A 25,084-nucleotide genomic window follows, 5' to 3' on the forward strand; every position below is an offset into this window, starting at 1 on the left:
ACGACTTTCCTTCCGGGACTCTGTGGCGGGGCGGACGACGGCAACGGGCCACCATCGCCACCAGCGGCGAGCGGAAGAGAAGGAGCGTGGGGTCGTCAGGCGGGACACAGGGCTACTGTAGCGCAACTGCACGCCCAGGGCAGCAGCCGGCAACAAACAACGCCACTCAACCGCGCCGGCGCGCAGCGCTTGCGCCTTTGCGATTCCCGATTCCCGATTCCCAGCCTCATCCACCCAGCAGCGGGCAATGCTCAGGCAGATGCATCCGCAACCGCGCCGGCACGCAGTCGATGCGGAACTGCAACGCAGTCTCCGGTTCGCCGTCCAGGTTCAGCGTGAGCGGCTGATGCGAGGCGATCTCCAGCCACGGCAGACGGGCGCGCACGGCCACACGTTCGAGCGCAGCCTGCTTGCCGCTGGTCACCAGGGTGCCGAGCGTGGCGGCCACCTCGCCGTTGAGTGCGGGCACGATGGTGACGTCGAGCAGGCCATCGTCGATCAGCGCGTCCGGGCACAGCGCCTGGCCGCCGCCGGCCTGGCGGCCGTTGCCCAGGCCGAGCGCGATGAACTCGCCTTCCCAGCCGAAGTCCGGGCCGCTGAAGCGTGCGCTGATCGGGTCGATCCGGCCCAGCCGCGACATGCCGGTGATCAGGTAGGCCAGCCCGCCGAGCATCTTCTTCAGGCCTTCGTCGGTTTCCACGGTGACTTGGGTGCCGAACCCACCGCTGGCGATGTTGGCGCACCAGTGTGGCCCGTGCGCGGTGTCCAGGCGCAGCAGGTCGATCGCCTGCGCCGGACGGCTGGCGATCAGGTCGAGCGCGTCGAGGGGTTCGATGGGGATGTTCGCGGCCGTGGCGAAGTCGTTGGCGGTGCCCAGCGGTACCAGGCCCAGCGAGGGCAACGTGGCGGCGTCGCCCTGGTGATGGGCGAGCGCGGCGGCCACCTCGCTCAGGGTGCCATCGCCGCCGCCGGCCACCACGGTGTGCACGCCGTCGGCCACCGCTTCGGCAACATAACGCTCGGCGTCGCCCTCTTCCCAGGTCACCCGCACCTCCAGCCGGATGCCACACTTGCGCAGGCGGCCGACCGCCTGGCGCAGGTCCTCGTTGTCGGTGGACTTGCCGTTGAGGATCAATCGCCAGTGGGACGGGGCCATGCGCACTGCCGATGGTGGGGATGATGGTGGTCAGAGGCTAGCAGCGGGTCGATGGGTGAATCGTGAATACGCATATCTGGCAGGTTGTCATGCCCGTGTCATCGCCGACCAGGAGCATAGAAGGCCATAGCAGGGACGACGGGCGGAGGCAGGATCAGCCTCCAATTTTCTTGAAGGCCGCTCCGATGGAGCAGCCTTCTCTTTGTGGCCGCCTACCGGCCCGCATGCCTACTTGAAGAAGATGTGCCCGGTCTTGAAGTCGATCACGGCGGCGTTCTCGAACATCAGGCCCGAGGCGAGCACACCGTGGCAGGAGGATTCGGAGCTGGATGAATCATAGGCATTGCGGTCCCAGGCCTGCAGTGGGGACGGGCGCAGACGCTTGGCGTCTAGCGTCAGCGTGGCCGGGCCGACGACGTCGAAGACCGGCACGACCGCGCCCGCCGGGCCAGCCTGCTCGTCGCGCCGGGCCTGGAGAGTGAGCCGGTATCTGTCCTTGAACGTGACGTCCACCGCATCGCCGCCCACCGTGCTGACCAGCATCTTCGCCGGCACCCTGTTGATGGACGCCAGCACGTAATAGAGCTTGCCCCGATCGTCCCAGTGGAGGGCGTGCTTGCTGTAGCCGGCCTTGACCAGACCGGCATCGAACGCCTGAGCGACCGCGGCGTTTGCAGGGACGGCCAGTCGCTGGCGCCGGTAATCGATGATGGCGCCGCGGTCGTTCAACCACAGGCTGCCAAGCATGCCATCCTTGCGCTTGCCGTCCGCCGCGTTCTGCGGCACTTCGAAGATTTCCACGCGCTTGCCCCGTGCCACATCGTCGCCAACCGAAAGCTCGCTGGCGTGCCCGTATTGGCGGCCAAGCGCGCTGAGCTTGCCTTCGGACTCGATGCCGAACTTGCGTGTTTCGCCCTCCAGCGCGATCCCCGCCAGGGCCGCGTTGGCGTGCGTGGTCTGCATGTAGAACGACGCCAGCGAGTGCACCATCAACGACACTGGCTGCCCGTTGAGACGCGCAGGCACGAAGGGGCGCATACCCGACGTCTGACGGGTGTCGAACGTGATCCATTGCAGCGGCGCGGCGACGGCGGCCTCGGGGGCTGGCGTGGAGGGCGTCGCCGGCGCTGCCTGCAGCAGGCCCGGCCCGGCGAACAGGCCGACGCCATACAGCGCGGTGACGACACAACAGGTCTTGAAAGCGTTCATCTCGGCAACGGCGGCGTGCGTGGGACGCCGATGCTGGAACCGGGCCGATGCAAGTTCAATCGGTCGAAAGTCACCTGTTCAGGCCGACAGGCATATCCATCGTTCGCGACCACGGCCATGCTGGCGCTGCTCGCGCCGGCACGTACCGCACCGCCAGGATCGTTCAGCCAACCGCACCGTGAGGCTTCGCTGCTGAGGCCATCTCTGCGCGTCAGCGCAAGGGTCGAACGTTCCTTGCCGCGTCGACCGCTGCGCTCAGCCGCCTGCGGCAAAGGCTGCCAGTCGCTCGCCATCGAGCCGGTACACGGTCCACTCGTCCATCGGGCGGGCGCCGACTGCCTGGTAGAAGTCGATCGCCGGCTGATTCCAGTCCAGCACCGACCACTCGAACCGCCCGCAGCCGCGCTGCACCGCCAGCTGCGCCAGGTGCCGCAACAGCGCCAGGCCTGCCCCCTTGCCGCGCGCCTGCGGGCGCACGAACAGGTCTTCCAGGTACAGGCCGTTGCGGCCGAGCCAGGTCGAATAGTTGAAGAAATACACCGCAAATCCCAGCGCCTGGCCGTCCTGCTCGCAGATCAGCGCATGCGCGGTGGCGCCGTCGCCGAACAGGCTGGCGCGCAGATCGTCCTGGGTGGCCGTGACCGCATCGGGCTCGCGCTCGTAGACCGCCAGCGCGGTGATCAACTCGTGCAGCAGCGGCACATCGTCTGGCGTGGCCGTGCGAATCTGCGGCGCAGCCGGGCTCATCGCACTGCGTCCACTGCCGCGCGCATCTGCGCGATGACCTGCGCATAGTCGGGCGCGTTGAAGATCGCCGAGCCGGCCACGAAGGTATCGGCACCGGCGGCGGCAATCGCACCGATGTTGTCGGCCTTGACCCCACCGTCGATCTCCAGCCGGATCGGCTTGCCGGTGGCGTCGATCTTGCGGCGGATGGCGCGCAGCTTGTCCAGCGCCGACGGAATGAAGGCCTGCCCGCCGAAGCCGGGATTGACCGACATCACCAGCACCAGATCCAATTCCGGCAGCACCCAGTCCAGAATATCCACCGGAGTGGCCGGATTGAGCACCAAGCCGGCCTGGCAGCCATGCGACTTGATCAGCTGGACGGTGCGGTGCACGTGGCGGCTGGCTTCGGGGTGGAAGCTGATGGTGGTGGCGCCGGCGTCGGCAAAGTCCGGCACGATGCGGTCCACCGGCTCCACCATCAGGTGCACATCGATCGGCGCGACGATGCCGTGCTTGCGCAGCGCCTGGCAGACCATCGGGCCGATGGTCAGATTGGGCACGTAGTGGTTGTCCATCACATCGAAGTGCACCCAGTCGGCGCCGGCCTTCAGGACGTTGTCCACTTCCTCGCCCAGACGGGCGAAATCGGCGGACAGGATGGACGGGGCGATGGCCGTCGGTTGCATGGGCAGCTCGGAAAAATTGCAGGAGGCCCATTGTCGCAACCGTGGCCCGGCGAGGAAAGCCGAGCGCGGCGGCAGACGGCCTGAGGCAGCCATGGCGCACACAGGGGCAGCCGGGATGCCTGGCATCCCGGCATCCCGGCGCCCGGGGATATGCGCGCCGCCGCGCTCGCAGCGCCTGCCTCGACGCAACCACGGCGGACGGGGAGGAACCCGCCCTGCCCTGCATGCCGGCGACCGGGCCGCGGCGCCGCCGGGCGTGTGCGCCGGCATTGCCTGCCGCATTGTCGAGGCCACTGCCTGGCGGCCCCAGCAGGACGACCACTGCTCAAAACATCATTGGCAGTGCATCCGTAGCGGACCCAAGCGCGTAGGTACTGAACCGGCGCACTGCGTCAGCTGCAAGGAGACCGCATGAAAACCACCCCGCTCGCTTCCGTCGCCACCGTGCTGTTGGCGCTGTCGCCCGCTGCCTGGGCGCAATCCGGCCCGGCCGACTGGTCCGGTTTTTCCATCGGCGCCACTGTCGGTGGCGCCGATCCGGCTGGCGTGTCTGGCGGCCGCTTCGGCTTCGATACCGACCTGGATGGCCGCGATGGCGACCAGGTCAGCACCGCCACCGGTGCCGATGCCTTCTCCCCGGGCTTCTGCGGCGGCGCGGCGGCCGGGCGCACGCCGGCCAGCGGCTGCAGCAAGGACAAGGGTGGGGCCGAGTACGGCGCGCGGCTGGGCTACGACTGGCAGGCCGGCAACTGGGTCTATGGCGTGGTGGCCGAGTACACCCGCAACGACATCCGCGACAGCGTCAGCGCGTTCAGTACGACGCCTGCGCTGTACACCTTCACCCGCCAACTCGATCGCACCGCCGCGCTGCGTGGCCGCATCGGCTATGCCTTCGGCGCGCAAGGCGATTACCTGGCGTATTTCACCGCCGGCGTGGCGCGCGGCGAGTTCGACCACAGCTTTGCCAGCAGCAACACCGCCAACAGCTTTACCGGCCGCGGCGGCGACAGTGCCGATGGCTACCAGGCCGGTGTGGGCCTGCAGCGTCGGCTGAGCGAGCATGTCTCGGTCGGCGTGGAATACCTGTTCACCCGCCTGCAGGACGAAGACACCCGCGTGCGCGTCGGGCCGGGCACGGCGCCGGCCAACAACCCCTTCCTGCGCGTCAATCCTGCCGGCACCGATCTGCGCCGCACCGATACCGATTTTTCGACCAATGCGATTCGCCTGACCCTGGGCTACCGCTTCTGAGCCACGCAGCCGGGCCTGGCCGCCACGGTCAGGCCCGATGACGCTGCAGTGGCGCTTGCCCACCGGCGGCGACTGCCGGCCGTTTTGTCCGGAGTGCGGCGCTCAGCGCTTGCGCATCCGCTGGATGCGGTCGTAGGCGGCGTTGATCTGGCTGGCCTTCTTTTCGGCCTGGCGGCGCGCCTCCGGCTCGGCGTTGGCCACCTTGTCGGGGTGGTAGCGCGACATCAGCCGGCGATAGGCCAGGTCGATCTCGGCGGCGGTGGCGTCCGGCTCCAGCCCCAGTGCTTCGTAGGGATTGTCGGCCCGGCGCTTGAACCAGCCGGCGTCCACCGCATGCCCTATCGCCAGGCCGATCATCAGTCCCACGATCGGCGCACCGCGAAACAGCAGGGCGCCGGCCAATGCGCCGAGCAGTTTTCCGTACCAGGACATGGGCGATCGGGGGTGGGGAAGACGGGTTGGCGATCTTACCCGAACCCCCGCCCGGCCTGGCTGACACGCCGTCCACAGCGCGTTTGCGGCGGCAGCCAGATAAATCCAGCGGGGCACGACGAAGCGCCGTACACTACGCGGCCCGCTGCCCACCCGCGGGCCCGCCGGGTCCCGGGGACAGCGTCATTGCGACGTCCTTAGGAGTGCCTGTGTCGACCACGCTGTTGCAATCCGATCTGCCCGGCCTGCCGTTGCGTCACCGTGGCAAGGTCCGCGATGTCTTCGATATTCCCCGCGATCGCCTGCCCGCCGACGCCCCTCCGGGCGACTACCTGTTGATGGTGGCCACCGACCGCCTGTCCGCGTTCGACGTGGTGCTGCCGGACCCGATTCCGGGCAAGGGCGAAATGCTCTGCCAGGTGTCCAACTTCTGGTTCCACAAGACCGACCACCTAATGCCCAACCATCTGGTCAACATCGGTGTCGAACAGGTGCTGCCCGACGGTGTGGACCCGGCGCTGTACGCCAAGCGCGCGGTGGTCACGCGCAAGCTCAAGCCGGTGCCGGTGGAAGCGATCGCCCGTGGTTACCTGATCGGCAGCGGCTGGAAGGACTACCAGCGCACCGGCAAGGTCAGCGGCATCGAACTGCCCGACGGCCTGCGCCAGGCCGAGAAACTGCCCGAGCCGATCTTCACCCCGTCCACCAAGGCCGCCGTCGGCGACCACGACGAAAACATCGACTTCGATGCCATGGTCAAGACCGTCGGCGCCGAACTGGCCGAGCGCGTGCGCGATGCCACCTTGCGCATCTATCGCTTCGCGGCGGACTTTGCCGCCGAGCGCTGCATCCTGCTGGCCGACACCAAATTCGAATTCGGCACCGATGCCGATGGTCGCCTGCACATCATGGACGAGATGCTGACCCCGGACTCGTCGCGCTACTGGCCGGCCGACCAGTACGAAGTGGGCACCAGCCCGCCGAGCTACGACAAGCAGTTCGTGCGCGATTATCTGGAGACGCTGGACTGGGGCAAGACCGCACCGGGCCCGAGCCTGCCGGCGGAAGTGATCGACCGCACGCGTGCCAAGTACGCCGAAGCATTGCAGCGGCTGGCGGGTATTTCGGTCGATTGATGCGGTAAAGCCCCGACTGCGGGGCTTTGATTTTTTGCGGTCGCCGATCATCGGAGCCGGCACTGGAGATGCCGGTAATGCATCGATCGATCATGCGCGCTTGAAACAGGACAGTGTGCGCGCTTGATGATGTGCGAGAGGTCTTCCGACGGCTTGTTTCAACAGTGATCACCTACCCAGCAGCCAGGTTTTGACGATGTCGCGCCCTTCAAATGACCGCCTCACTCCGTTGCCTGGCGCCATACTGCCTGCGCTGTTGTTTGCAGCGATGGCCTGCAGCGCAGGCGAGCCCAATGCGCAGGCCGCAGCGCGCGGGTTACCGGCGGCTCCTGCGCCGGTTACGGCGGTCGGTCAGCAATTGGCAGCGGTGATCCAGGCCAGTGGCGTGACGTGTACCACTCCACTCTCTGGCACAGGCTGCACGGCAGGCAATGTCGATGCAGGCGATTTCTACGATGTGGAGCTGCTACCGGAGTGCGGGGATAAAGGATTCTTCGCAGGCGTTGCGCGCACAAGCGGCGCCGACATTCTCGATGCCGTGCCAGCCACGGGCAGCACTGCAACGGCCACTGCCCACCTGGCGCAAGGTCAACTCATCTGCATACAAGGCATCGCTCGCGCCGGACAGCACCCGCGTTATTACTACGTCGTCGCGATCCCGGCGAGCAGCGTGGCAGCGTGCAAGAACGCGGCACTGTGCCAAACGTATGGCGACAGGCCGATCAAACGTTTGCAGCCCACTACCGGCGCGGCCTGCCGGCCTGCTGCGCAGGGTCGCGATACAGGCGACTGTGCACAGGGCTGGGTCGATGCAGCTGCATTGGACGTTTTTTCGAACGGTATCTAGGGCAGCTGACAGAACCACTGCCCTCATCGCCAGGCGGGCGCAGCCGATGCTTGATGATGCATGTACTACTCGTGCAGTCCGATTCCAAGCGCGCAGTCCACACCTACCTGGCGACTGCTCGCTACGTTTTGCTAGCCGCTCGCAGGTACGTTCGGCACATCGAGAGGTAGAGGGGAGCGTGCTGCGCGCGTGTGCCGACATGAGGTACCACGACACATCCGCTCGATCGCTGAGCGTGCGCGGCGCACCGGAACGAGCGTGTACCTTGGGACCACGGCTCCGCGCGTTGATGCGCAGCGCCTTCACTGGCACCGATGCTTCGACTGAAGGACGTTCCCACACCACAACCTGGCCGCCGATAGACTCTCGCCGCGCTGATGCTGCCCCGACACGATCAGGAGGATCGATTGGTTGGTTACCGTACTACTCTGACGGCTCTAGCATTGAGCCTCGCGCTTGCGGCTTGCTCCGCGCAGGCGCCGCCGGCAGCTTCAGGCGCGCCGACAGCCGCCGCGTCGGCGACCGCCGCCGCAGCTGCGGCGCCGGCGCCGGTAGCGAATTGCCCGGATGCCGACTTCTCCTCGTTCTTGAAACGCTTCGGTGCGGAGATCGCGGTGCAGGAGAAGGCCACCGCCGATCCGCTCACCATGATCCAGCTCGACCTGGAGGCGCAGCCTGAGCCGGCACCGGTGGTGCGCGAGGTCCCACTCGCGACGGTCGAGTGGCCGGTCATCCCTAACCTGGATGCTGCCCGCAACGGCGGCCGCGAGGTCGTCGTCTCCGAGGACGCTGGCGGTCGCCAGGTGCTGGTCCGTACACCGGACACCGGTGGCCAGCAGGTCTACCATTTTGCACAGCGCCCCTGCTGGACGCTGGTCAAGGTGGACGACCAGTCGCTGTAATCCGGCAGGCCGATGGAATCCGCGTTGGCGAGGTCAAAATGGATACATCGACGGCACTTCCGTGGCCAAGTGAACCGCCAGCATTCGTTCCGATGGAGTGGGCACAGGGGCGCAGCCACTTCGATGAAATCTCCAAGGAGGCCAACTGATGCGATGCGACATGTTTCTGCTACCTGTGCTCGCTGTGCCTATCGGCCTGCGGTGACAAACCGATGTCTGAAACGAGTGCACCAAGCGCGCCAACGACGGCGCCGCCTCGACGTCCTGCGGTGGAGCGTTGAATTCATGGAACCGTGTCATTCACCGCGATCGTCTGCCGCATTGCCCACGCGTCGGCGCATCACCCACGCAACCTGCTGAGCGCATCAGAGGGATTGCGCATCCGCAAGCCGGCTGATGCCCTGTGCGCAATGGGATGGGCACATCTCTGCGATGCGGTCCGCAGCGCAAAGCGGCCGGGCGCACAGAACGCGATACATCTGTAATTTTTACTACTGCCCAGTTCGGGACTGTGCAAGCGTAACTGCCGGCACCGAGGTGCCACCGGCGACCGGCCGTCGGGGGGGGTGCGGCAGGTCTTTGCATTGCACGTTTTCTGGGAGAGAGTCGTCATGCAATTTCATGTATTGGGCGCGGCGATCTGCTGCGCGCTGTCGTTTTCTGCTGCCGCCACGGCGGCGGACCTGTCTGCCAACGCGGCGGTGTCGCGTGCACAGGCATTGCTCGGCAATTCCGCATCGGCCATGGCACATCGCGCGCCGGCCGATGTCTTCATTGCGCGCGAGAGCATCGTCGATGCCGATGGCAGCGAGCACGTGCGCTTCGATCGCACCTACCGGGGCTTGCCGGTGATTGGCGGCGACGTGGTAGTGCATTCGCGGCGCGGGGTGATGCGTCAGTTGAGCCAGACCCTGGACACGCCGGTGCGCCCCAGCCTGGTCCCCGGCATCGATGCCGACACGGCGATGCGTGTGGCCGGCGCGCAGTTCGACGTGCCGCAGGATGCGCCGCCGCGTGCCAGCCTGGCGCTGTACGCACGCCAGGGCGCCCCACGCCTTGCGTATGAGGTGATCTACAGCGGTATCAAGCCCGATCAGACGCCGACCGAGATGCATTACATCGTCGATGCAGTGGATCAACGCATCCTGGAGGCCTGGGACACGGTGCATACCGCCTGCGCGGGAGGCACCAGTGCCGCAGGCAGCGGACGCTCGCTGTACGCGGGCAGCGTGGCGCTGGCGACCACGCGCTGCAGCAACGGGTTCGAACTCACCGACCTCGGGCGCGGCGGTGGCGCCACCTACACCATGCGCAACAGCACTTCCGGCAACGGCACGCTGGTCACCGATGCCGACAACGCCTGGGGCAACGGCGCCAACACCGATACGGTGACCGCGGCGGTGGATGCGCATTATGGCGTGGCGTTGACCTGGGACTACTTCAAGAACACCCATGCGCGCAGTGGCATCGCCAACGATGGCAAGGGCGCACGCAGCCGTGTGCACTACGGCAGCCGCTACAACAACGCGTTTTGGCAGGACAGCTGCTTCTGCATGACCTTCGGCGATGGCGACGGCAGCACGTTCACGCCACTGGTGTCGGTGGATGTGGCCGGCCACGAGATGACCCATGGCGTGACCAGCCGCTCGGCGCGCCTGGTGTATTCAGGCGAATCGGGCGGATTGAACGAAGCCACGTCCGACATCATGGGCGCGATGGTGGAATTTTCCGCCAACAACAGCGCGCAGCCCGGCAATTACCTGATCGGCGAGAAGATCGTTCCGGGCAACAGCAGCGGAACGCTGGCGCTGCGCTACATGTTCAAGCCCAGCCTGGATGGCGATTCGCCCGATTGCTATCGCAGCAACCTGGGCTCGCTCAACGTGCACTACAGCTCCGGCGTGGCCAATCACTTCTACTATCTGCTGGCCGAAGGTGCGGTGGTGCCGGGCGGCTTCGGTGCGGGCACCAGCTACAACCTGACCCCGGCCAGCCTGGTCTGCAACGGCACTACCGCATTGACCGCGATCGGTCGTGCCGCGGCCAGCCGCATCTGGTACCGCGCGCTCACGGTCTATATGACCTCCTCCAGCAACTACGCGGCCGCGCGCCGGGCGACGCTGAGCGCGGCCACCGACCTGTATGGCAGCAACTCCACGCAATACCGCGCCGTGGCGGCGGCCTGGAGTGCGGTATCGGTGAACTGATCTACGCCGGCGCTGCCACGCACTCGCCGCGTGGCAGCGTCCGGTATCTCGCACAGCGCCACCATGGCCGTTCGCACGCGTATGCTTGGGTCATTCCTGGGAGGGAACATGACCGAACGCACCACCACCACCGCACGCGTGATCGACCGCTATTTCGCCAGCTACTCCGACGACCATCGCAACGCCACCAACCAGCACATCCACGTGGTGGCGGTGCCGGCCATCCTGTGGTCGGTGGTGGCCTTGCTGTGGTGCATCCCGGTCGGCGGCACCTGGTTCAGCAGCGGGGTGTGGGCGGCGCTGGCGATGTTTGCGGCATGGTCGTACTACAACCGGCTCTCGCGCCCGCTGGGGCTGGGCATGCTGGCGATCTTCTTTTTCTTCGGCTGCCTGTGCCGGCTGATCGAAGGCCGGGTCGGGCTCAACGGGCTGTTCGCCGCCGGGATCTCGGTGTTCGTGGTGGCCTGGATCGCCCAGTTCGTCGGCCACAAGATCGAAGGCCGCAAGCCGAGCTTCCTGACCGACCTGACCTATCTGCTGATCGGACCGATCTGGGTGCTGGCCAAGGCCTATCGCCAGCTGGGCTGGCGCTACTGAGCGTGGCCGACGACAGCACGCGGACAGCGCGTCGGGCAGCGCCCGCGCGTTAGGCCGCTCCCGTGCCGGTGCATGCGGGTCTCAGGCAACGCCAGGTTGACCTGCCCGTGCATCGGGTGATGCGCGCAAGCAAGGGCCCGAGCACGCCGAAAGCCATCACGGCGTGATACCGCCCGCATCACCGCGCGAGATTGCAGGTGTTCAAGCGATCGCTGCGATTAGCGATCGCTGCGATTACCGACAGCTGGGCAGAGGCAGAGGCAGAGGCCGCGCCCATCCCCGCCCCACCTGCTGCATCACTCGCCGATGCCAAGCTCTTCCGGCAGTGGCTGGAACGCGCGTGGTGCGTAGCCGAAATCGCGACGCGCCGGCTCCAGATCGAAGACCAGGTCTTCGCGCATGCGCTGCAACGCGGCGGCATTCATGCCACGCAGGCGGCCCAGGCGATGGGCGGCCGTGAGCGCAAACCCGAACAGGCCCGGTGGCACCTGGTATAGCCGCGCCGGCCGCGGCAGCGCGGCCAGCACACGCTGCACCATCTGCGTGTAGGCCAGCACTTCGCCACCGCCAACGGCATAACTGCGTTGCTGGGTCGCCGGCTGGCCGATCACCGCCAGCGCCGCGCTGGCCAGATCGTCCACATGCACCGGCTGGCGCAGGCCGGTGGCATCGACGGGCAGCACGAAGGCACCGGTGCGCTGCGCCAGGCCTGCGATCTGGGTCAGGGTCTTGTCGCGCCCGGTGCCATACACCAGGGTCGGGCGCAGCACCGTGGCCGTGGCGCCGCGCGCCTGCGCGGCCGAGAACAGCGCTTGCTCGGCGTTCGCCAGCCGCTGCGCCACGTCGCGCTCGGCGGCATCGACCGAATGCTGCTTGACCTCCAGACTGGTGGAACCGAACGCCACGATACGCGGCGCACGCACCGGATTTTCGGCATACCAGCGTGCGAAGTGGTCCAGCGGACCGCAACTGAAGATCGCTTCGAAGGTCTCGCCTGGCGCTGCCGGCACCGCCAGATCGCCTTGCCGCCAGATCAGGCCCGGGCGCGCGGCGCGCGGCTGGCGCGACCATGCGGTGACCTGCCAGCCGCCGCTGAGCAGCCGGGCCAGCAACCGCTCGCCAATCTGCCCGCTGCCGCCGAAAACCAGGGCGCGTGGCGCGGATGCAGCGGCGGTTGGGGCGGGATTGGCAGCGGTCACAGGACGGAAGACACGAGTCACGGATGACTGCAGCATACCGAGTACGCCATGCCAATGCGTCGCCGTTCGGCCACGTCGGCAGCGCGGACGCAGTGCCGACGTTGACACTGGCGTCAGTCAACGATTTGTTAAGCTCTCTGGCCTGCTCGCGAATCTTGTGTTCCCTGCATGTCTTTCCCGCTGGAAATCCTGCTTGCGCTGCCGTTCCTGATGGCAGCCGCCGCTGCGCTGTCCTGGCGCGCGCCCCGTTCGATCACTGCGTGGTTGGCCGCGGCTGCGCCGTTGGCCGGCTTGCTGGTGCTTGCCTCGCTGACGCCGGCGGTGCTGCGCGGGCAGGTGATCGCCAGCGCGCATGCATGGTTGCCGCAGATCGGCTTGCTGTTCTCGCTGCGGCTCGATGGCCTGGCCTGGATGTTTGCGCTGCTGGTGCTGGGGATCGGCGCGCTGGTGGTGATGTACGCGCATTACTACCTCAGCGCGCGCGACAGCGCATCGCGCTTTTTCGCCTATCTGCTGCTGTTCATGGGCGCGATGCTCGGCATGGTGCTGTCGGGCAATCTGTTGCTGCTGATGGTGTTCTGGGAACTCACCAGCATCAGTTCCTTCCTGCTGATCGGCTTCTGGTCGCAGCGCCGGGATGCGCGCGAAGGCGCGCGCATGGCCTTCGTACTCACCGCCGGCGGCGGACTCGCCCTGCTCGGTGGGGTGCTGATGATCGGCCGCATCGTCGGCAGTTTCCAGCTGGACGCGGTGCTGGCCGCCGGCGATGTCATCCGCGCCAGCCCGCTGTATCCGTACGCGCTGGGCCTGGTGCTGCTGGGCATCTTCACCAAGAGCGCGCAGTTTCCGTTCCATTTCTGGCTGCCGCATGCCATGGCTGCGCCCACCCCGGTGTCGGCGTATCTGCATTCGGCCACGATGGTGAAGGCCGGTGTCTTCCTGCTGGCGCGCCTGCATCCGGCGCTGGCCGGCACCGATCTGTTCTTCTACACGGTCACCAGCATCGGGGCGATCACGCTGCTGCTTGGCGCCTGGCACGCGATCTTCCAGCACGATCTCAAGGGCGTGCTGGCGTATTCGACCATTTCGCATCTGGGCCTGATCACCATGCTGTTCGGCCTGTCCACGCCGATGGCGGTGGTGGCGGGGGTGTTCCACATCCTCAACCACGCGGTGTTCAAGGCTTCGTTGTTCATGGCCGCCGGCATCATCGACCATGAAACCGGCACGCGCGACATGCGCAAGCTGGGCAATCTGCGCCGCTTGATGCCCTTCACCAGCACGCTGGCGATCACCGCCTCGCTGGCCATGGCCGGCATTCCGCTGCTCAACGGCTTTCTGTCGAAGGAGATGTTCTTCGCCGTGGCGCTGGAGACCGATGCACCGCAGCTGATGCGCGTGCTCGCTAGCATCGCCGCGCTGCTGGCCGGCCTGCTCGGCGTGGCCTACAGCCTGCGCTTCGTCCACGACACCTTCTTCGGCGAAGGCCCGCTGGATCTGGACACCACCCCGCACGAGCCGCCCCGCTGGATGAAGATTCCGGTGGAAGTGCTGGTGCTCATCTGCGTGGCCGTCGGCATCGTGCCGGCATGGACGGTGGCACCGGTGCTGCGTGCCGGCGCCAGCGCCATTCTCGGCGACAGATTGCCCGACTACAGCCTGGCGCTGTGGCATGGCTTCAACTGGCCGCTGGCGATGAGCATCGCCGGCATGGTCGGCGGCACGCTGCTATACATGGCGATCCGCCGCACGCTGGACCTGTATGCGGTGCAGAACCGTTCGCCCGGCAAGGCGCTGTTCCACTGGAATCTGCGCGCCCTGTTCGCGGCCACCGCACGCATGACCGACGCGGTGACCAACGGCAACCTGCAACGCATGCTGATGCTGCTGGTCCTGAGCGCGGTGGTGGTGGCGCTGCTGCCGTTCCTGCAGGGCGGCGCGCTGTCGGCCTGGCCGGCGCCCACGCCGATGCCGCTGCTGGGCTGGACGGTATGGCTGCTGTTGATCGCCTGCGCGCTGGGCAGCGTGTTCCTGTACAAGCAGCGCCTGCTGGCGGTGCTGGTGCTGGGCGGAACCGGCCTGGCGGTCAGCCTGACCTTCGTGTTCCTGTCGGCTCCGGACCTGGCACTGACCCAGCTGCTGGTGGAAATGGTGACGCTGGTGCTGATGCTGCTGGCGATGAACTACCTGCCCGAGCGGTCGCCGCCCGAGCGCGCGCGGCTGCGCAAGATCCGCGATATCTGCCTGGCGGTGGTCGGCGGTGCCGGCCTGGCGGCGCTGTCGTATACCTTGATGACGCAGGCCAGCCCCACCATGGCCGGCGAGCTGCTGCAGCGCGCCTTGCCCGAGGCATACGGGCGCAATGTGGTGAACGTGATCCTGGTGGATTTCCGCGGCTTCGATACCTTCGGCGAAATCACCGTATTCGCCATCGCCGGGCTGGTGGTGCACGGGCTGTTGCGGCGCTCGCGCATGGCGCCGGAACGCACCATGCCGGGGCCACCGATCAAGCTGCCGGTGCCGGCCGATCTGGCGCAGATCATGTTCCCGCTGACGCTGACGGTGTCGTTGTTTCTGTTCCTGCGCGGCCACAACGCGCCGGGTGGCGGCTTCATCGCCGGCCTGGTGCTGGCGGTACCGTTGCTGATGCAGTACGTGATCCAGGGCACCGCCTCGGTGGAGTCGCGCTTCGGCTTCGACTACATCCGCCTGATCGGCATCGGCCTGCTGTGCGCGCTGGTCAGCGGTGCGGGCGCGTTCGTGTTCGGGCGCCCCTTCCTGACCAGTGGGCACCTCGATCTTCCGGTGCCGCTGCTGGGCGAGCTGGAGCTTGCCAGCGCGCTGGGGTTCGATATCGGCGTGTATCTGGTGGTGTTCGGTGCGGCGATGTTGATGCTGTCGATGATGGGCACGATCAAACCGTCTCGCACGCGCGCCTCGCAACGCGGCGAAATCGATCCCACCCAACGTTCGACACGCACCGCGGAGCAGCATTGATGGAACTGGCAGTGGCAAGCGCGATCGGCGTCCTCACCGCATTGGCGATCTATCTGCTGCTGCGTGCGCGCAGCTTCGATGTGATCCTGGGCATGACCTTCCTGTCGTATGCGACCAACCTGCTGATCTTTGCCGGTGGGCGGCTGCGCAGCGGCCAGCCGCCGGTGCTGCGCGAGGGCGTGCCGGTGGATCTGCAGCACTACACCGACCCGTTGCCGCAGGCGCTGGTGCTGACCGCGATCGTGATCGCCTTCGCAATGACCGCGGTGAGCCTGGTGCTGGCGATCCGCAGCCGCAACGACAACGGCAGCGATCACGTGGACGCGCATGAAGATGACATCACCGGCGCCGACACGCGGCAGGCGCGGCGATGAATCATTTGCTGATCCTGCCGATCCTGATCCCGATGCTGGGCGCGTCGGCGTCGCTGTTCGTCGAACACCGTCGCTACGGGCCGCGCGTGCAGCGCAGCGTGGCGTGGACCAGCATGGCGGTGCTGGCGGCAGCGGTGATCGCGCTGTTCGCGCGTGCCGCCGACGGTGGCGTGCTGGTCTACCTGCTCGGCGACTGGCCGGCGCGGCTGGGCATCGTGCTGATGGGTGACCGGCTGTCGGCATGGATGCTGTTGACGAGCCTGATCCTGGGCGCGGCCTGCCTGCTGCATGCCTGCGCCGGCTGGGACCGGCGCGCACCGCACTTCCATGCCCTGTTCCAGTTCCAGCTGATGGGCTTGAACGGGGCCTTCCTCACCGGCGACATCTTCAACCTGTTCGTGTTCTTCGAGGTGATGCTGATCGCCTCCTACGGGCTGCTGCTCAGCGGCGGGCGCGGCCTGCAGATGCGGGTGGGCCTGCATTACGTGGTGTTCAACGTGTGTGCGTCGACGCTGTTCTTGGTCGCGCTGGGCTTGCTGTTCGGCGTGTTCGGCACCCTCAACATGGCCGAACTGTCGCAACGCATCGCCGAGCTGCCGGCGCAGGACGTACCGCTGGCCAAGGCCGCATTGGGCTTGTTGCTGCTGGTGTTCTGCAGCAAGGCGGCGCTGTTGCCGCTGTATCTGTGGCTGCCGGAAACCTATTCGCGCGCACCGGCCGCAGTGGCGGCGCTGTTCGCGATCATGACCAAGGTCGGGCTGTATGCGACCTTGCGCGTGTCGGCGCTGTGGTTTGGCGCCGGTGCCGGCGCGCTGCAGGGCTTTGGTCGGCATGCCCTGCTGTGGCTGGGCATCGCGACGCTGTTGATGGCGGCGTTCGGGGTGATGGCCGCATCGCGGTTGCGGGTCATGGTCTCGTACCTGGTGGTGTTCTCGGCAGCGACCTTGTTCATCGCGTTTTCGCTGGACGATGCAGGCGCGCTCGGCGCCGGCCTGTACTACCTGCCGCATAGCAGCTTCGTAGCGGCGGCCTTGTTCATGGTCTCGGACCTGATCCGGCGCCGCCGTGGCAGCGCCAGCGACCGCAAGGAAGTGGTGGCGCCACTACCCGGGCGGGCGATCCCCGGCAGCATGTTCCTGATCGCCGCGGTCGCAGTGGCCGGCCTGCCGCCCTTGTCCGGCTTCCTGGCCAAGGCCGCCTTGCTGCAGCACGTGCCCGCCGGCCTGGTGGGCCCGGTGTGGGGCGCGGTGCTGGGCAGCAGCCTGCTGGTGGTGATCGGATTGACGCGCGCCGGCGTGCGCCTGTTCTGGCGCGTGCCCGCCGCGGTGGAGGATGCGCCCGAGCTGCAACCGCCGCGCCGTGGCCGCATGCGCCCGGTGGAAACCGCCGCCACGGTCGTGCTGCTGACCGGGCTGGTGGCGATGACGGTCGGCGCCGAGCCGCTGATGCGCTACACCGATGCCGCCGCCGCGCAGTTGCGCGATCCAGGCGCCTACGTCGAGCAAGTGCGCGCCACCACCCCGCTACGGAGGCAGCCATGAACGCACGGGTTTCATGGCGACGCCGGCTGTTTCCATCGGCACCGTTGAGCGTGATGGTCTTCGTGTTCTGGCTGCTGCTCAGCGACAGCTTCGGGCCGCAGCAATGGGCGCTGGGTGCGCTGCTGGGCGTGGTGGTGCCACTGTTCGCGGCGCGGCTGGACCGCGAGTTCGCGCTCATCGGTTCGTTGCGCTCGGTGCCGCGCATGCTGCTGGTGGCGGCCGGCGACATCGTACGATCCAACATCAAGGTCGCCATCCAGGTGCTCGGGCCGGAATCGCGCATCCATCCCGGATTTATCTGGGTGCCGCTGGATATCGCCAACATCCATGGCATTGCCGCGCTGACCAGCATGATCACGCTCACCCCGGGCACGGTGTCCGCAGCGTTGTCGGACGACCGCAAGTACCTGCTGGTGCACGTACTGCATCTGGACGACCCGGACGCGCTGATCGCCGAGATCAAGACCCGCTACGAGAAGCCCCTGATGGAGATCTTTCCATGACCGGTCACATGTTCATCGAATCGACCATCGTCATCTGCATGCATGCGGTGGGGCTGGCCATCGTGATGGCGCTGTGGCGCCTGTTGCGCGGCCCCACGGTGCCCGACCGCATCCTGGCACTGGATACGCTGTCCATCACCGCCATCTCAGAGTTGATGCTGTTGGGCATGTACCTGGATTCGCCCATCTACTTCGAAGCGGCGCTGGTGATTGCGATGCTGGGTTTCGGCAGCACCGTGGTGTTGAGCAAGTTCGTGCTGCGCCGGGATATCGTCGAATGATCGCGCTCACCGAATATCTGCTCAGCGCGCTGTTGCTGATCGGCACCTTCTTCATCCTGATCGGTGCCTTCGGGCTGGTGAAGCTGTCGGATTTCTTCAAGCGCCTGCATGCACCGACCAAGGCCAGTACGCTGGGCGTGGGCTGCGTGCTGCTCGCTTCGGTGGGTTACCACCTGTTCTTGGGCGTGGACCCGCAGCCGCGCGAATTGCTGATCACCGTGTTCCTGTTCATTACCGCGCCGATCAGTGCGCACATGATGGCCAAGGCTGCGCTGTCGCTGATGATGGAAGATCGCCCGGAAGTACCCAACCACGGCCAGATGAAGAAGGAAGGTCTGCCAACACCGGCGGCCGAGGGCGATATCGGCGAGAACGAAGAGACCGCCCGGCAGCATGAGCGCCCGTCTTCGGGGCAATGAACCCCATGCGGCGGTGTGCTGCGAGTACGCCGCACGGTCGATCGCATGCGATGCATGGTTGCAGGGGTCCAACTCACGCCATCCTACAGCTCGCCACACGTGGCGAAATTGCAAGCGCAGCACTGGCATGCAAGCGCTGCGATGACGGCGACACTCAGCCGCACCCCTCCACATAATCCACCTGCGGTGCCTGCCCTACCCGCCAGCTGCTGACCTTGCCCTCGGCATCGGTCTCGAACACCAGCGCCGACTGGGTGGCAGCGTCGGCGTGCCGCAGCGTCTGCGCGCCGGGCACATATTTGTGTGGCTGCGCCTGCAGACCATCGGGGTACAGCGCGCGTAGCTGGTCCAGCGTCATGCCGACCTTGCCGCCGCCAGGCGCCACTTCCTTCGGCTCGCTGGTCTGGTAACGGACCAGGCGATCGCCTTCGAACATGAAACCGAATTGGCGTGCATCGTCTGCCCACTGCGGACGCAACAGATAGCAGCCGCCATCGTTGGCCGCATCGCCGCGCAGGTCGCTACCCCAGGCTGCGCGCGCTTGCGCAGCGTCCTGGCTCAGGCGCAGGTCGCCGTAGCCATCCATGCGCGCCAGCGTGGTCGGCTGCTGCCGCAGATCGGGCGGAAACGTGCCGGCCGGCGCCGTGGCCGGTGGCACTGCGCCGGTGGGCTGATCGCTGGCCGAGGCCGGCTGCGCAGCGGCGGATGCGGGCGCCGCTGGCGGCTCATCGGCGCGATTGCAGCCGGCCACGACCAGCATCAGGCCCATCACGCCAAGCAGTCTGGATGTCATCGAAGCGCTCCCTTATGCGAACGTGAAGCCTACACAGCCGGGATCGCGGCGGTGTGCAGGCCGCCATGACCTCGCGTCGCACCCATGTCATCGGCGCTTCATTGGCAGCGGTCACCCTGTCGGCTTCGCAGGACCGCCGCCATGACCCCACGCAAGACCGAACTCGCCCTTGCCGCGCTGCAATCGCACCGTAGTCCGCTGACCCTGCTGCAACGCCGTGCCCTGATCCTCGCCGACGGGCAGCGCGATCTGGCCGCGCTGACAGCGCTGCTGGGAAACGCGGGCGGTACGCTGGTGCAGACGCTGTGCGCGATGGGCTATCTGGAACCCGCTGGAGGCGATGCGAGCGATGCAAGACGCGGCAGCGCGCCCGTTGCGGCAGTGGCGCCGGCTGCAGCAGCTCCGGCCACGCTGCAGGCGCCACCGGAGCCAGCCAGCGAGGACGACCTGCAGCGCCTGCGTCGTCGCGCAACCACCAATGCCCGGCTCTATCTGCTGGACATCCTGCAGTTGCAGCGCAACCCGGTCGCCATGGCGCTGCATCGCCAACTGCAGGCCGCGCGCACCGAAGACGAGATCACCAATGCCATCAACGCGGCCCTGCGTGAGCTGCCGCAGTTCACCTCGTCCTCGTATGCCGAGCGCGTGCGCACGCGCATCGGCGAACTGCTGCCGGGCGCGTTGCAGGCTGCGTGACGCAGCAGGAGCGCCTTGCCGATATGCGTTGCGCCCTCGCATGCATGCCGGCTTCGGTAGCGAGGGAGCATCATGCCCAGAATCAAAGGCCATGCACTGCCATCACCGATATCGACGACCTACCAGAACCGCGCTGTGCGCAGCAGCTGCCGGCAGCGTCCGGCCGCGCGCAGCTATTAGGTCTCGCTGTCTGGAGTGCACCCCTTGATGGTCAGTCTCTCGCGCCCTTTGCCGGCGCCGTGAACCCGGCACGCAAGCCCTCCCAGCAGCGCTGATAGTCGCCCTGCCGATGCGTGGCCTGCAGCGCCTGCTGGGTGGGCCGCAGCACGGCGCGGGTTTCGAACATGAAGGCCATGGTGTCGGCGATGACGTCAGGGCGCGACAGATCGGCCTGCGAGGCCTTGTCGAAGGTCGCTGCGTCCGGGCCGTGCCCGCTCATGCAGTTGTGCAGCGACGCGCCGCCCGGCGCGAACCCCTCGGCCTTGGCGTCGTAGACGCCGTGCACCAGGCCCATGAACTCGCTGGCCACGTTGCGATGGAACCACGGCGGGCGGAAGGTGTGCTGCGCCACCAGCCAGCGCGGCGGGAAGATCGCAAAATCCATATTGGCGGTGCCGTGCGTGTCGCTTGGCGAGGTCAGCACGGTGAAGATGCTGGGATCGGGATGGTCGAAGCTGATCGAGCCAATGGTGTTGAAGCGGCGCAGATCGTAGCGATACGGCGCGTAATTGCCGTGCCAGGCCACCACATCCAGCGGCGAGTGATCGATATCCGCCCGCCACAGATGGCCCTGGAACTTGGCGACCAGCTCGAACGCGCCGTCGCATTGCTCGAACGCCGCATGCGGGGTCTGGAAATCACGCGGATTGGCAAGGCCATTGGCACCAATCGGCCCCAGATCCGGCAGCCGCAACAGGCCGCCGAAATTTTCGCAGACATAGCCACGCGCTTGGCTATCGAGCAGTTCCACCCGGAAACGCACACCGCGCGGTATCACGCCGATCTGTTGCGGCTCCAGTTCGAGCACGCCCAGTTCAGTGCAGACCCGCAACCGGCCGAGCTGCGGCACCAGCAGCAGCTCGCCGTCGGCGTTGTAGAAGAACCGCCCGTGCATGGACGCGTTGGCCGCATACAGATGCACGGCCACGCCGGTCATCGCCTCCGGGCTGCCGTTGCCGGCCATGGTGTACAGGCCATCGACGAAATCGGTGGCCGTGGCCGGCAACGGCAGTGGACTCCAGCGCATCTGGTCCGGCGGCACCGGGCCGCTGCCGAAGTCGTTGTGGAGCCGGGACTGATCGATCAGCGAGAAACGGCCGTGTACCGCCGCCGGACGAATGCGATACAGCCAGCTGCGCCGATTCTCGCCGCGTGGCGCGGTGAAGGCAGTTCCGGACAACTGCTCGGCGTATAGGCCATGCGCCACGCGCTGCGGCGAGTTCTGCCCGACCGGCAGGCTGCCGGCCACCGCTTCGGTTGCGAACTCGTTGCCGAAGCCGGTCATGTAGTGCTGCAGGTTGTGCATGGTGGCGCGTCCAGATGTTGAGCCTCCTCCTCGACCGCAGAAGGCTGAGCTTGGGGTGGATCAAGCCCCTCTCCCACCGGGAGAGGGGTTGGGGTGAGGGTACGGCGGCGCAATGACATGACAGATTGCCTCGATCACCGCATCGAGTGAAAGCAGTACATCGTTATTCCAGAAGCGCAGCACGATCCAGCCTTTCGATTGAAGCCACCGTGTTCTTGCCTGATCGAAGGATGCCTGATGCTGCGATCCGTCCAACTCAACAATCAACTTGGCTTCAATGCAACAAAACTCTGCGATGTACGGCGGAATCGGATGCTGACGTCTGAACTTGAAGCTTTGGAGCTGATTGCTTCGCAGACAGCGCCAGAGTGCGTGCTCTGCGTCGGTCATTTCTGTTCGTAATGCACGCGCGTTGGTGAGCGCAACGGTAGGCAATGGCGGTTTGATTTTCATCGCTCCACCGTACCCTCACCCCAACCCCTCTCGCACCGGGAGAGTGGCTTTAGTCGCGTGCGCTTTCAACGTTTCATCGTGTCAGACATCTGGCGCGCAAGCAGTGCCTTCTGGATCACGGAGGATTGACTTCGGCGCTGAGTTTTCACTGCACATGCTTTCAGAGATAGCGCATCGCTCAGTTCCTGTCCGTCCAACCACTCGCACTAATCACCAATCACAACGCACCGCTTTAGAACCAATCCCGAATCACCAATCACCCATCCCAGCCCTCAAAGCACCCCACGCTTCATCTGATCGCGCTCGATGCTTTCGAACAACGCCTGGAAATTGCCTTCGCCGAAGCCTTCATTGCCCTTGCGCTGGATGATCTCGAAGAAGATCGGGCCGATGCAGTTGGTGGTGAAGATCTGCAGCAGCTTGCGCTGCTTGGTATCCGGATCGGCGTCGATCAGGATCTTGTTGCGGCGCAGGCGTTCGACATCTTCGCCGTGCTCGGGAATGCGCAGATCCACGACGTCGAAATAGGTGTCCGGGGTATCCAGGAAGCTGACGCCGGCCGCGCGCATCTTTTCCACGCTGGTGTAGATGTCGTCGGTGAAGCAGGCGATGTGCTGGATGCCTTCGCCCTGGTAGGCGTCCAGATACTCGTTGATCTGGCTCTTGGGGTCGGACGATTCGTTGAGCGGAATGCGTACGATGCCGTCCGGGGCGGTCATCGCCTTGGACACCAGTCCGGTCTTGGCGCCCTTGATGTCGAAGTAGCGGATCTCGCGGAAGTTGAACAGCCGCTCGTAGTAATCCGACCAGCGCTGCATGTTGCCGAAATACAGGTTGTGCGTGAGGTGGTCGATGAAGGTCAGCCCGAAGCCGGCCGGATGCTGGTTGGCGCCTTCAATGGCTTCGTAGTCGGCGTCGTAGATGCTGCCCGCCTCGCCATAGCGATCCACCAGATACAGCATGCAGTCGCCGATGCCCTTGACCACCGGTGCCGGCACCGCGCGGGTGTCGGGCTTGTTCTGCACCGCTTCGCCGCCGTTGCCCAGCACGGTCTGCAGCACGGTGTCGGCCGGGGTGCGGAAGCGGATCGCAAACCCGCAGGCGCAGGGGCCGTGCGCGGCGGCGAAGTCGGCAGCGAACGAATCGGGGTCTTCGTTGAGCAGGAAATTGACCCCACCCTGGCGATAGACGGTAATGGGACGGCTGCGGTGACGCAGCACCGCGCTGAAGCCCATCTGGCGGAAATAGGCGTGCAATTGCGCCCCCTGGCTGGCCGGTGCGGCGAATTCGACGAATTCGAACCCGTCGATCCCCATCGGATTGTCGAAGGTGGTGACCTGCATGCCCGGATCCGGGCGGTGTGCAGTGGTGTTCGGTTGTGCGCTCATCGTCGTTTCTCCACGCTGGGGTGTCCGCAGGGCTATGCGGAGTGGCAGAAGACCCGCGAGAATGCGCAGGCCACCCTCGGTTTGTAGTTGCAAATGAAACCAAAATCAAGACACAGCGCAACATGAGCGATCTCGACGCCCCCCAGCCGCCGCACCATCCTGTCCTGCTCAACCTGGAGCAGTTCCTGCCGTATCGCCTGAGCGTGCTGTCCAACCGGATCAGCAGCAACATTGCCAAGGTATACGGCGACCGTTACGGCATGGCGATTCCCGAATGGCGGGTGATCACCATCCTGGCGCTGTATCCGGGCTCCTCGGCCAGCGAGGTCTCCGACCGCACGGCGATGGACAAGGTGGCGGTCAGCCGCGCGGTGGCCCGGCTGCTGGAGCGCGGCTTCATCCGCCGCGAAACGCACGGCGATGACCGCCGCCGCTCGATGTTGGCGCTGTCGCCGGCCGGGCGCCAGGTCTATGAGACCGTCGCCCCGCTGGTCAACGAGATGGAACAACGGCTGATGTCGATCTTCAGTGCCGAAGAGCAGCAGTTGCTGGAACGCCTGATCGACCGGCTGGCCAAGGACGGGCTGCCGCGCATGGCCGACAAGGACTGAGGCAGGCGCTTCGCTCGCCCCCATCCGCCCTGCGGGCACCTTCCCCCGCAAGCGGGGGAAGGAAGCACTTGGACCGAGGTAGGACGCGCTCGGGCCAACGCACAACCAACCACACTCCCTTCTCCCGCGCGCGGGAGAAAGTGGCGCAACGCGCCGGATGAGGGGCGCTCACACGGCGTACGAGACCGTCGCTCCGTTGGTCAGCGAGATGGCACAGCGGATGATGTCGATCTTCAGTGCCGAAGAGCAGCAGTTGCTGGAACGCCTGATCGACCGGTTGGCCAAGGACGGGCTGCCGCGCATGGCCGACAAGGACTGACGGCAGGCATTCGCTCGCCCCCATCCACCCTGCGGGCACCTTCCCCCGCAAGCGGGGGAAGGAAGCACTTGGGCCGAGGAAGGACGCGCTCCGGCCAACGCGCAACCAACCACCCTCCCTTCTCCCGTGCGCGGGAGAAGGTGGCGCAACGCGCCGGATGAGGGCCGCTCCTCGGCGAATCCTCGCAGACACCGGCCGGCTACGCGCTTACGCACACAGACCGCACCGCGGAACTCACTCAGGCCTGCGGCGGTGCCCACTGCTTCAAGAAATCAAACAGCTTCTTGCGGTCAAAGCCTTCGCCCTTGCGCAGCTCCGGGCCGGCCTGGGTGGTCAGCAGCTTGCCGTCGTTGTCCAGCACCAGCAGCGAGGGATACTCGTTGAGCTGGGCGAACTGCGACAGGAACGCGGCGTTTTCATTGGCCGCATCGCGGTTGACCTTGACCACCACGAAATTCGCATCGCGGAAGCTGCGCAGCTCCGCATCGCCGCCCATCAACTCGTCCAGCACCTTGCATGGCTCGCAGGCGGCGTTGCCGACATTGAGCACGATGCGCTTGCCGCCACGCTTGGCTTCGACCTTGGCCGTTTCCAGGTCCGCGGCCGGGTCGCGCGAGGGGTCGTACTGCGCATTGAGCGCGGCCGCCGCGGCAATGTCGGCAGCGGTGGGCGTGTTGCCCGAGGACACCGGCTGGCTGGGATCGGCGCTGGGCGGCTTCTGCATCGACGTATCCAGCGGCCGCGGCGCTTCCTGTGGCTCGGATGACTGCCCGCAGGCGCTCAATAGACCGGTCAGCAACAGGCCACAGACAAGCGGTTTGATCGGCATCGCG

25 protein-coding genes, 1 other RNA gene and 1 pseudogene are annotated in these 25,084 nt (G+C 66.4%); 16 read left to right on the top strand and 11 right to left on the bottom strand.

Going from position 1 to position 25,084, the window contains the following annotated elements; translation table 11 throughout:
- Positions 1–226 precede the first annotated feature (226 nt).
- The 4 genes from yegS to rpe all read right to left on the bottom strand — a co-directional run bounded on the left by yegS (position 227) and on the right by rpe (position 3,780).
- Positions 227–1,156 (bottom strand): lipid kinase YegS, encoded by a 930-nt coding sequence (gene yegS / locus XcodCFBP4690_RS14070; protein ID WP_104541705.1) that lies wholly within the window; start codon positions 1,154–1,156, stop codon positions 227–229.
- A 228-nt stretch (positions 1,157–1,384) separates the two neighbouring features.
- Positions 1,385–2,365: a hypothetical protein gene (locus XcodCFBP4690_RS14075; RefSeq protein WP_104541707.1), complete on the bottom strand. Its 981-nt coding sequence runs from the start codon at positions 2,363–2,365 to the stop codon at positions 1,385–1,387.
- A 255-nt stretch (positions 2,366–2,620) separates the two neighbouring features.
- Positions 2,621–3,112 (bottom strand): GNAT family N-acetyltransferase, encoded by a 492-nt coding sequence (locus tag XcodCFBP4690_RS14080; protein WP_104541709.1) that lies wholly within the window; start codon positions 3,110–3,112, stop codon positions 2,621–2,623.
- Complete coding sequence (gene rpe / locus XcodCFBP4690_RS14085; RefSeq protein WP_104541711.1) at positions 3,109–3,780, bottom strand: ribulose-phosphate 3-epimerase; 672 nt, start codon at positions 3,778–3,780, stop codon at positions 3,109–3,111. Before rpe ends, XcodCFBP4690_RS14080 begins: the two co-directional genes overlap by 4 nt.
- Positions 3,781–4,191: 411 nt before the next feature.
- Here rpe and XcodCFBP4690_RS14090 point away from each other — a divergent pair, with 411 nt between their 5' ends.
- Positions 4,192–5,031: an outer membrane protein gene (locus XcodCFBP4690_RS14090; RefSeq protein WP_104541713.1), complete on the top strand. Its 840-nt coding sequence runs from the start codon at positions 4,192–4,194 to the stop codon at positions 5,029–5,031.
- 102 nt (positions 5,032–5,133) lie between these two features.
- Here XcodCFBP4690_RS14090 and XcodCFBP4690_RS14095 read toward each other — a convergent pair whose 3' ends face one another.
- Entirely contained in the window at positions 5,134–5,463 is a 330-nt protein-coding gene (locus XcodCFBP4690_RS14095; protein ID WP_104541715.1) for a J domain-containing protein, read from the bottom strand.
- A 209-nt stretch (positions 5,464–5,672) separates the two neighbouring features.
- Here XcodCFBP4690_RS14095 and XcodCFBP4690_RS14100 point away from each other — a divergent pair, with 209 nt between their 5' ends.
- The 6 genes from XcodCFBP4690_RS14100 (at position 5,673) to XcodCFBP4690_RS14125 (ending at position 11,152) form a co-directional block, all read left to right on the top strand.
- Positions 5,673–6,599 carry a phosphoribosylaminoimidazolesuccinocarboxamide synthase gene (locus XcodCFBP4690_RS14100; RefSeq protein ID WP_167394624.1) on the top strand — a complete coding sequence of 309 codons (927 nt, stop codon included), beginning with the start codon at positions 5,673–5,675 and terminating at the stop codon, positions 6,597–6,599.
- A gap of 196 nt (positions 6,600–6,795) precedes the next feature.
- Positions 6,796–7,446, top strand: a complete 651-nt coding sequence (locus XcodCFBP4690_RS14105) for a hypothetical protein (protein ID WP_104541719.1) — start codon at positions 6,796–6,798, stop codon at positions 7,444–7,446.
- 60 nt (positions 7,447–7,506) lie between these two features.
- Positions 7,507–7,583: non-coding RNA, sX9 sRNA (locus XcodCFBP4690_RS14110), on the top strand.
- A 306-nt stretch (positions 7,584–7,889) separates the two neighbouring features.
- Positions 7,890–8,348 (top strand): hypothetical protein, encoded by a 459-nt coding sequence (locus tag XcodCFBP4690_RS14115; protein WP_410049665.1) that lies wholly within the window; start codon positions 7,890–7,892, stop codon positions 8,346–8,348.
- Between the two features lie 611 nt (positions 8,349–8,959).
- Positions 8,960–10,555 carry a M4 family metallopeptidase gene (locus XcodCFBP4690_RS14120; protein WP_104541723.1) on the top strand — a complete coding sequence of 532 codons (1,596 nt, stop codon included), beginning with the start codon at positions 8,960–8,962 and terminating at the stop codon, positions 10,553–10,555.
- Positions 10,556–10,663: 108 nt separating this feature from the next.
- On the top strand, positions 10,664–11,152 hold the full coding sequence (locus XcodCFBP4690_RS14125) for an Mpo1 family 2-hydroxy fatty acid dioxygenase (protein WP_104541724.1): 489 nt from the start codon (positions 10,664–10,666) through the stop codon (positions 11,150–11,152).
- A 296-nt stretch (positions 11,153–11,448) separates the two neighbouring features.
- Here the strand turns inward: XcodCFBP4690_RS14125 and XcodCFBP4690_RS14130 are convergent, their stop codons facing one another.
- Positions 11,449–12,351: an NAD-dependent epimerase/dehydratase family protein gene (locus tag XcodCFBP4690_RS14130; protein ID WP_167394627.1), complete on the bottom strand. Its 903-nt coding sequence runs from the start codon at positions 12,349–12,351 to the stop codon at positions 11,449–11,451.
- Positions 12,352–12,519: 168 nt separating this feature from the next.
- On the opposite strand from XcodCFBP4690_RS14130, the gene XcodCFBP4690_RS14135 reads away from it, so the two are divergent.
- From XcodCFBP4690_RS14135 to XcodCFBP4690_RS14160, 6 genes are read left to right on the top strand one after another with little or no spacing between them, the layout of a single operon-like run.
- Positions 12,520–15,348: a monovalent cation/H+ antiporter subunit A gene (locus tag XcodCFBP4690_RS14135; RefSeq protein ID WP_104541728.1), complete on the top strand. Its 2,829-nt coding sequence runs from the start codon at positions 12,520–12,522 to the stop codon at positions 15,346–15,348.
- Complete coding sequence (locus XcodCFBP4690_RS14140; protein ID WP_104541730.1) at positions 15,348–15,722, top strand: Na+/H+ antiporter subunit C; 375 nt, start codon at positions 15,348–15,350, stop codon at positions 15,720–15,722. Before XcodCFBP4690_RS14135 ends, XcodCFBP4690_RS14140 begins: the two co-directional genes overlap by 1 nt.
- Positions 15,719–17,263, top strand: a complete 1,545-nt coding sequence (locus XcodCFBP4690_RS14145; RefSeq protein ID WP_104541732.1) for a monovalent cation/H+ antiporter subunit D — start codon at positions 15,719–15,721, stop codon at positions 17,261–17,263. Before XcodCFBP4690_RS14140 ends, XcodCFBP4690_RS14145 begins: the two co-directional genes overlap by 4 nt.
- Entirely contained in the window at positions 17,260–17,766 is a 507-nt protein-coding gene (locus XcodCFBP4690_RS14150) for a Na+/H+ antiporter subunit E (protein WP_104541734.1), read from the top strand. Before XcodCFBP4690_RS14145 ends, XcodCFBP4690_RS14150 begins: the two co-directional genes overlap by 4 nt.
- Complete coding sequence (locus XcodCFBP4690_RS14155; protein WP_104541736.1) at positions 17,763–18,047, top strand: K+/H+ antiporter subunit F; 285 nt, start codon at positions 17,763–17,765, stop codon at positions 18,045–18,047. The genes XcodCFBP4690_RS14150 and XcodCFBP4690_RS14155 overlap by 4 nt, the downstream gene beginning before the upstream one ends.
- Entirely contained in the window at positions 18,044–18,466 is a 423-nt protein-coding gene (locus tag XcodCFBP4690_RS14160) for a Na+/H+ antiporter subunit G (protein ID WP_104541738.1), read from the top strand. The genes XcodCFBP4690_RS14155 and XcodCFBP4690_RS14160 overlap by 4 nt, the downstream gene beginning before the upstream one ends.
- Before the next feature lie 154 nt (positions 18,467–18,620).
- On the opposite strand, the gene XcodCFBP4690_RS14165 is transcribed toward XcodCFBP4690_RS14160, so the two are convergent.
- Entirely contained in the window at positions 18,621–19,259 is a 639-nt protein-coding gene (locus XcodCFBP4690_RS14165; protein WP_104541740.1) for a lectin, read from the bottom strand.
- A gap of 141 nt (positions 19,260–19,400) precedes the next feature.
- Between XcodCFBP4690_RS14165 and XcodCFBP4690_RS14170 the strand changes: the two genes are divergently transcribed.
- On the top strand, positions 19,401–19,955 hold the full coding sequence (locus XcodCFBP4690_RS14170; RefSeq protein WP_104541742.1) for a hypothetical protein: 555 nt from the start codon (positions 19,401–19,403) through the stop codon (positions 19,953–19,955).
- A gap of 211 nt (positions 19,956–20,166) precedes the next feature.
- Here the strand turns inward: XcodCFBP4690_RS14170 and hmgA are convergent, their stop codons facing one another.
- The 3 genes from hmgA to hppD form a co-directional block, all read right to left on the bottom strand.
- The gene (gene hmgA / locus XcodCFBP4690_RS14175) at positions 20,167–21,480 is read right to left on the bottom strand and encodes a homogentisate 1,2-dioxygenase (RefSeq protein WP_104541744.1); all 1,314 of its coding nucleotides are present in this window, start codon (positions 21,478–21,480) and stop codon (positions 20,167–20,169) included.
- A 60-nt stretch (positions 21,481–21,540) separates the two neighbouring features.
- A complete protein-coding gene (locus XcodCFBP4690_RS14180; protein WP_104541746.1) occupies positions 21,541–21,933 on the bottom strand; it encodes an endonuclease domain-containing protein in 393 nt (130 codons plus the stop codon).
- A 272-nt stretch (positions 21,934–22,205) separates the two neighbouring features.
- Positions 22,206–23,321: a 4-hydroxyphenylpyruvate dioxygenase gene (gene hppD, locus XcodCFBP4690_RS14185; protein ID WP_208622746.1), complete on the bottom strand. Its 1,116-nt coding sequence runs from the start codon at positions 23,319–23,321 to the stop codon at positions 22,206–22,208.
- A gap of 122 nt (positions 23,322–23,443) precedes the next feature.
- Between hppD and XcodCFBP4690_RS14190 the strand changes: the two genes are divergently transcribed.
- Both XcodCFBP4690_RS14190 and XcodCFBP4690_RS14195 read left to right on the top strand, forming a co-directional pair.
- Complete coding sequence (locus XcodCFBP4690_RS14190) at positions 23,444–23,932, top strand: MarR family winged helix-turn-helix transcriptional regulator (RefSeq protein ID WP_064507582.1); 489 nt, start codon at positions 23,444–23,446, stop codon at positions 23,930–23,932.
- Between the two features lie 178 nt (positions 23,933–24,110).
- Positions 24,111–24,251 (top strand): annotated as a pseudogene (locus XcodCFBP4690_RS14195) (MarR family transcriptional regulator); the annotation flags it as partial.
- Between the two features lie 238 nt (positions 24,252–24,489).
- On the opposite strand, the gene XcodCFBP4690_RS14200 reads toward XcodCFBP4690_RS14195, so the two are convergent.
- Positions 24,490–25,080 carry a thioredoxin family protein gene (locus XcodCFBP4690_RS14200; RefSeq protein WP_104541750.1) on the bottom strand — a complete coding sequence of 197 codons (591 nt, stop codon included), beginning with the start codon at positions 25,078–25,080 and terminating at the stop codon, positions 24,490–24,492.
- Positions 25,081–25,084: the final 4 nt, after the last annotated feature.

The organism is Xanthomonas codiaei (assembly GCF_002939785.1).
Classification (GTDB): Bacteria; Pseudomonadota; Gammaproteobacteria; order Xanthomonadales; family Xanthomonadaceae; genus Xanthomonas; species Xanthomonas codiaei.

Excerpts from the sequence above, each read along its gene's own strand:
- yegS (WP_104541705.1), bottom strand. The coding sequence starts at position 1,156 with ATGGCCCCGTCCCACTGGCGATTGATCCTCAACGGCAAGTCCACCGAC.
- XcodCFBP4690_RS14075 (WP_104541707.1), bottom strand. The coding sequence starts at position 2,365 with ATGAACGCTTTCAAGACCTGTTGTGTCGTCACCGCGCTGTATGGCGTC.
- XcodCFBP4690_RS14080 (WP_104541709.1), bottom strand. The coding sequence starts at position 3,112 with ATGAGCCCGGCTGCGCCGCAGATTCGCACGGCCACGCCAGACGATGTG.
- rpe (WP_104541711.1), bottom strand. The coding sequence starts at position 3,780 with ATGCAACCGACGGCCATCGCCCCGTCCATCCTGTCCGCCGATTTCGCC.
- XcodCFBP4690_RS14090 (WP_104541713.1), top strand. The coding sequence starts at position 4,192 with ATGAAAACCACCCCGCTCGCTTCCGTCGCCACCGTGCTGTTGGCGCTG.
- XcodCFBP4690_RS14095 (WP_104541715.1), bottom strand. The coding sequence starts at position 5,463 with ATGTCCTGGTACGGAAAACTGCTCGGCGCATTGGCCGGCGCCCTGCTG.
- XcodCFBP4690_RS14105 (WP_104541719.1), top strand. The coding sequence starts at position 6,796 with ATGTCGCGCCCTTCAAATGACCGCCTCACTCCGTTGCCTGGCGCCATA.
- XcodCFBP4690_RS14120 (WP_104541723.1), top strand. The coding sequence starts at position 8,960 with ATGCAATTTCATGTATTGGGCGCGGCGATCTGCTGCGCGCTGTCGTTT.
- XcodCFBP4690_RS14125 (WP_104541724.1), top strand. The coding sequence starts at position 10,664 with ATGACCGAACGCACCACCACCACCGCACGCGTGATCGACCGCTATTTC.
- XcodCFBP4690_RS14135 (WP_104541728.1), top strand. The coding sequence starts at position 12,520 with ATGTCTTTCCCGCTGGAAATCCTGCTTGCGCTGCCGTTCCTGATGGCA.
- XcodCFBP4690_RS14140 (WP_104541730.1), top strand. The coding sequence starts at position 15,348 with ATGGAACTGGCAGTGGCAAGCGCGATCGGCGTCCTCACCGCATTGGCG.
- XcodCFBP4690_RS14145 (WP_104541732.1), top strand. The coding sequence starts at position 15,719 with ATGAATCATTTGCTGATCCTGCCGATCCTGATCCCGATGCTGGGCGCG.
- XcodCFBP4690_RS14150 (WP_104541734.1), top strand. The coding sequence starts at position 17,260 with ATGAACGCACGGGTTTCATGGCGACGCCGGCTGTTTCCATCGGCACCG.
- XcodCFBP4690_RS14155 (WP_104541736.1), top strand. The coding sequence starts at position 17,763 with ATGACCGGTCACATGTTCATCGAATCGACCATCGTCATCTGCATGCAT.
- XcodCFBP4690_RS14160 (WP_104541738.1), top strand. The coding sequence starts at position 18,044 with ATGATCGCGCTCACCGAATATCTGCTCAGCGCGCTGTTGCTGATCGGC.
- XcodCFBP4690_RS14165 (WP_104541740.1), bottom strand. The coding sequence starts at position 19,259 with ATGACATCCAGACTGCTTGGCGTGATGGGCCTGATGCTGGTCGTGGCC.
- XcodCFBP4690_RS14170 (WP_104541742.1), top strand. The coding sequence starts at position 19,401 with ATGACCCCACGCAAGACCGAACTCGCCCTTGCCGCGCTGCAATCGCAC.
- hmgA (WP_104541744.1), bottom strand. The coding sequence starts at position 21,480 with ATGCACAACCTGCAGCACTACATGACCGGCTTCGGCAACGAGTTCGCA.
- XcodCFBP4690_RS14180 (WP_104541746.1), bottom strand. The coding sequence starts at position 21,933 with ATGAAAATCAAACCGCCATTGCCTACCGTTGCGCTCACCAACGCGCGT.
- hppD (WP_208622746.1), bottom strand. The coding sequence starts at position 23,321 with ATGAGCGCACAACCGAACACCACTGCACACCGCCCGGATCCGGGCATG.
- XcodCFBP4690_RS14190 (WP_064507582.1), top strand. The coding sequence starts at position 23,444 with ATGAGCGATCTCGACGCCCCCCAGCCGCCGCACCATCCTGTCCTGCTC.
- XcodCFBP4690_RS14200 (WP_104541750.1), bottom strand. The coding sequence starts at position 25,080 with ATGCCGATCAAACCGCTTGTCTGTGGCCTGTTGCTGACCGGTCTATTG.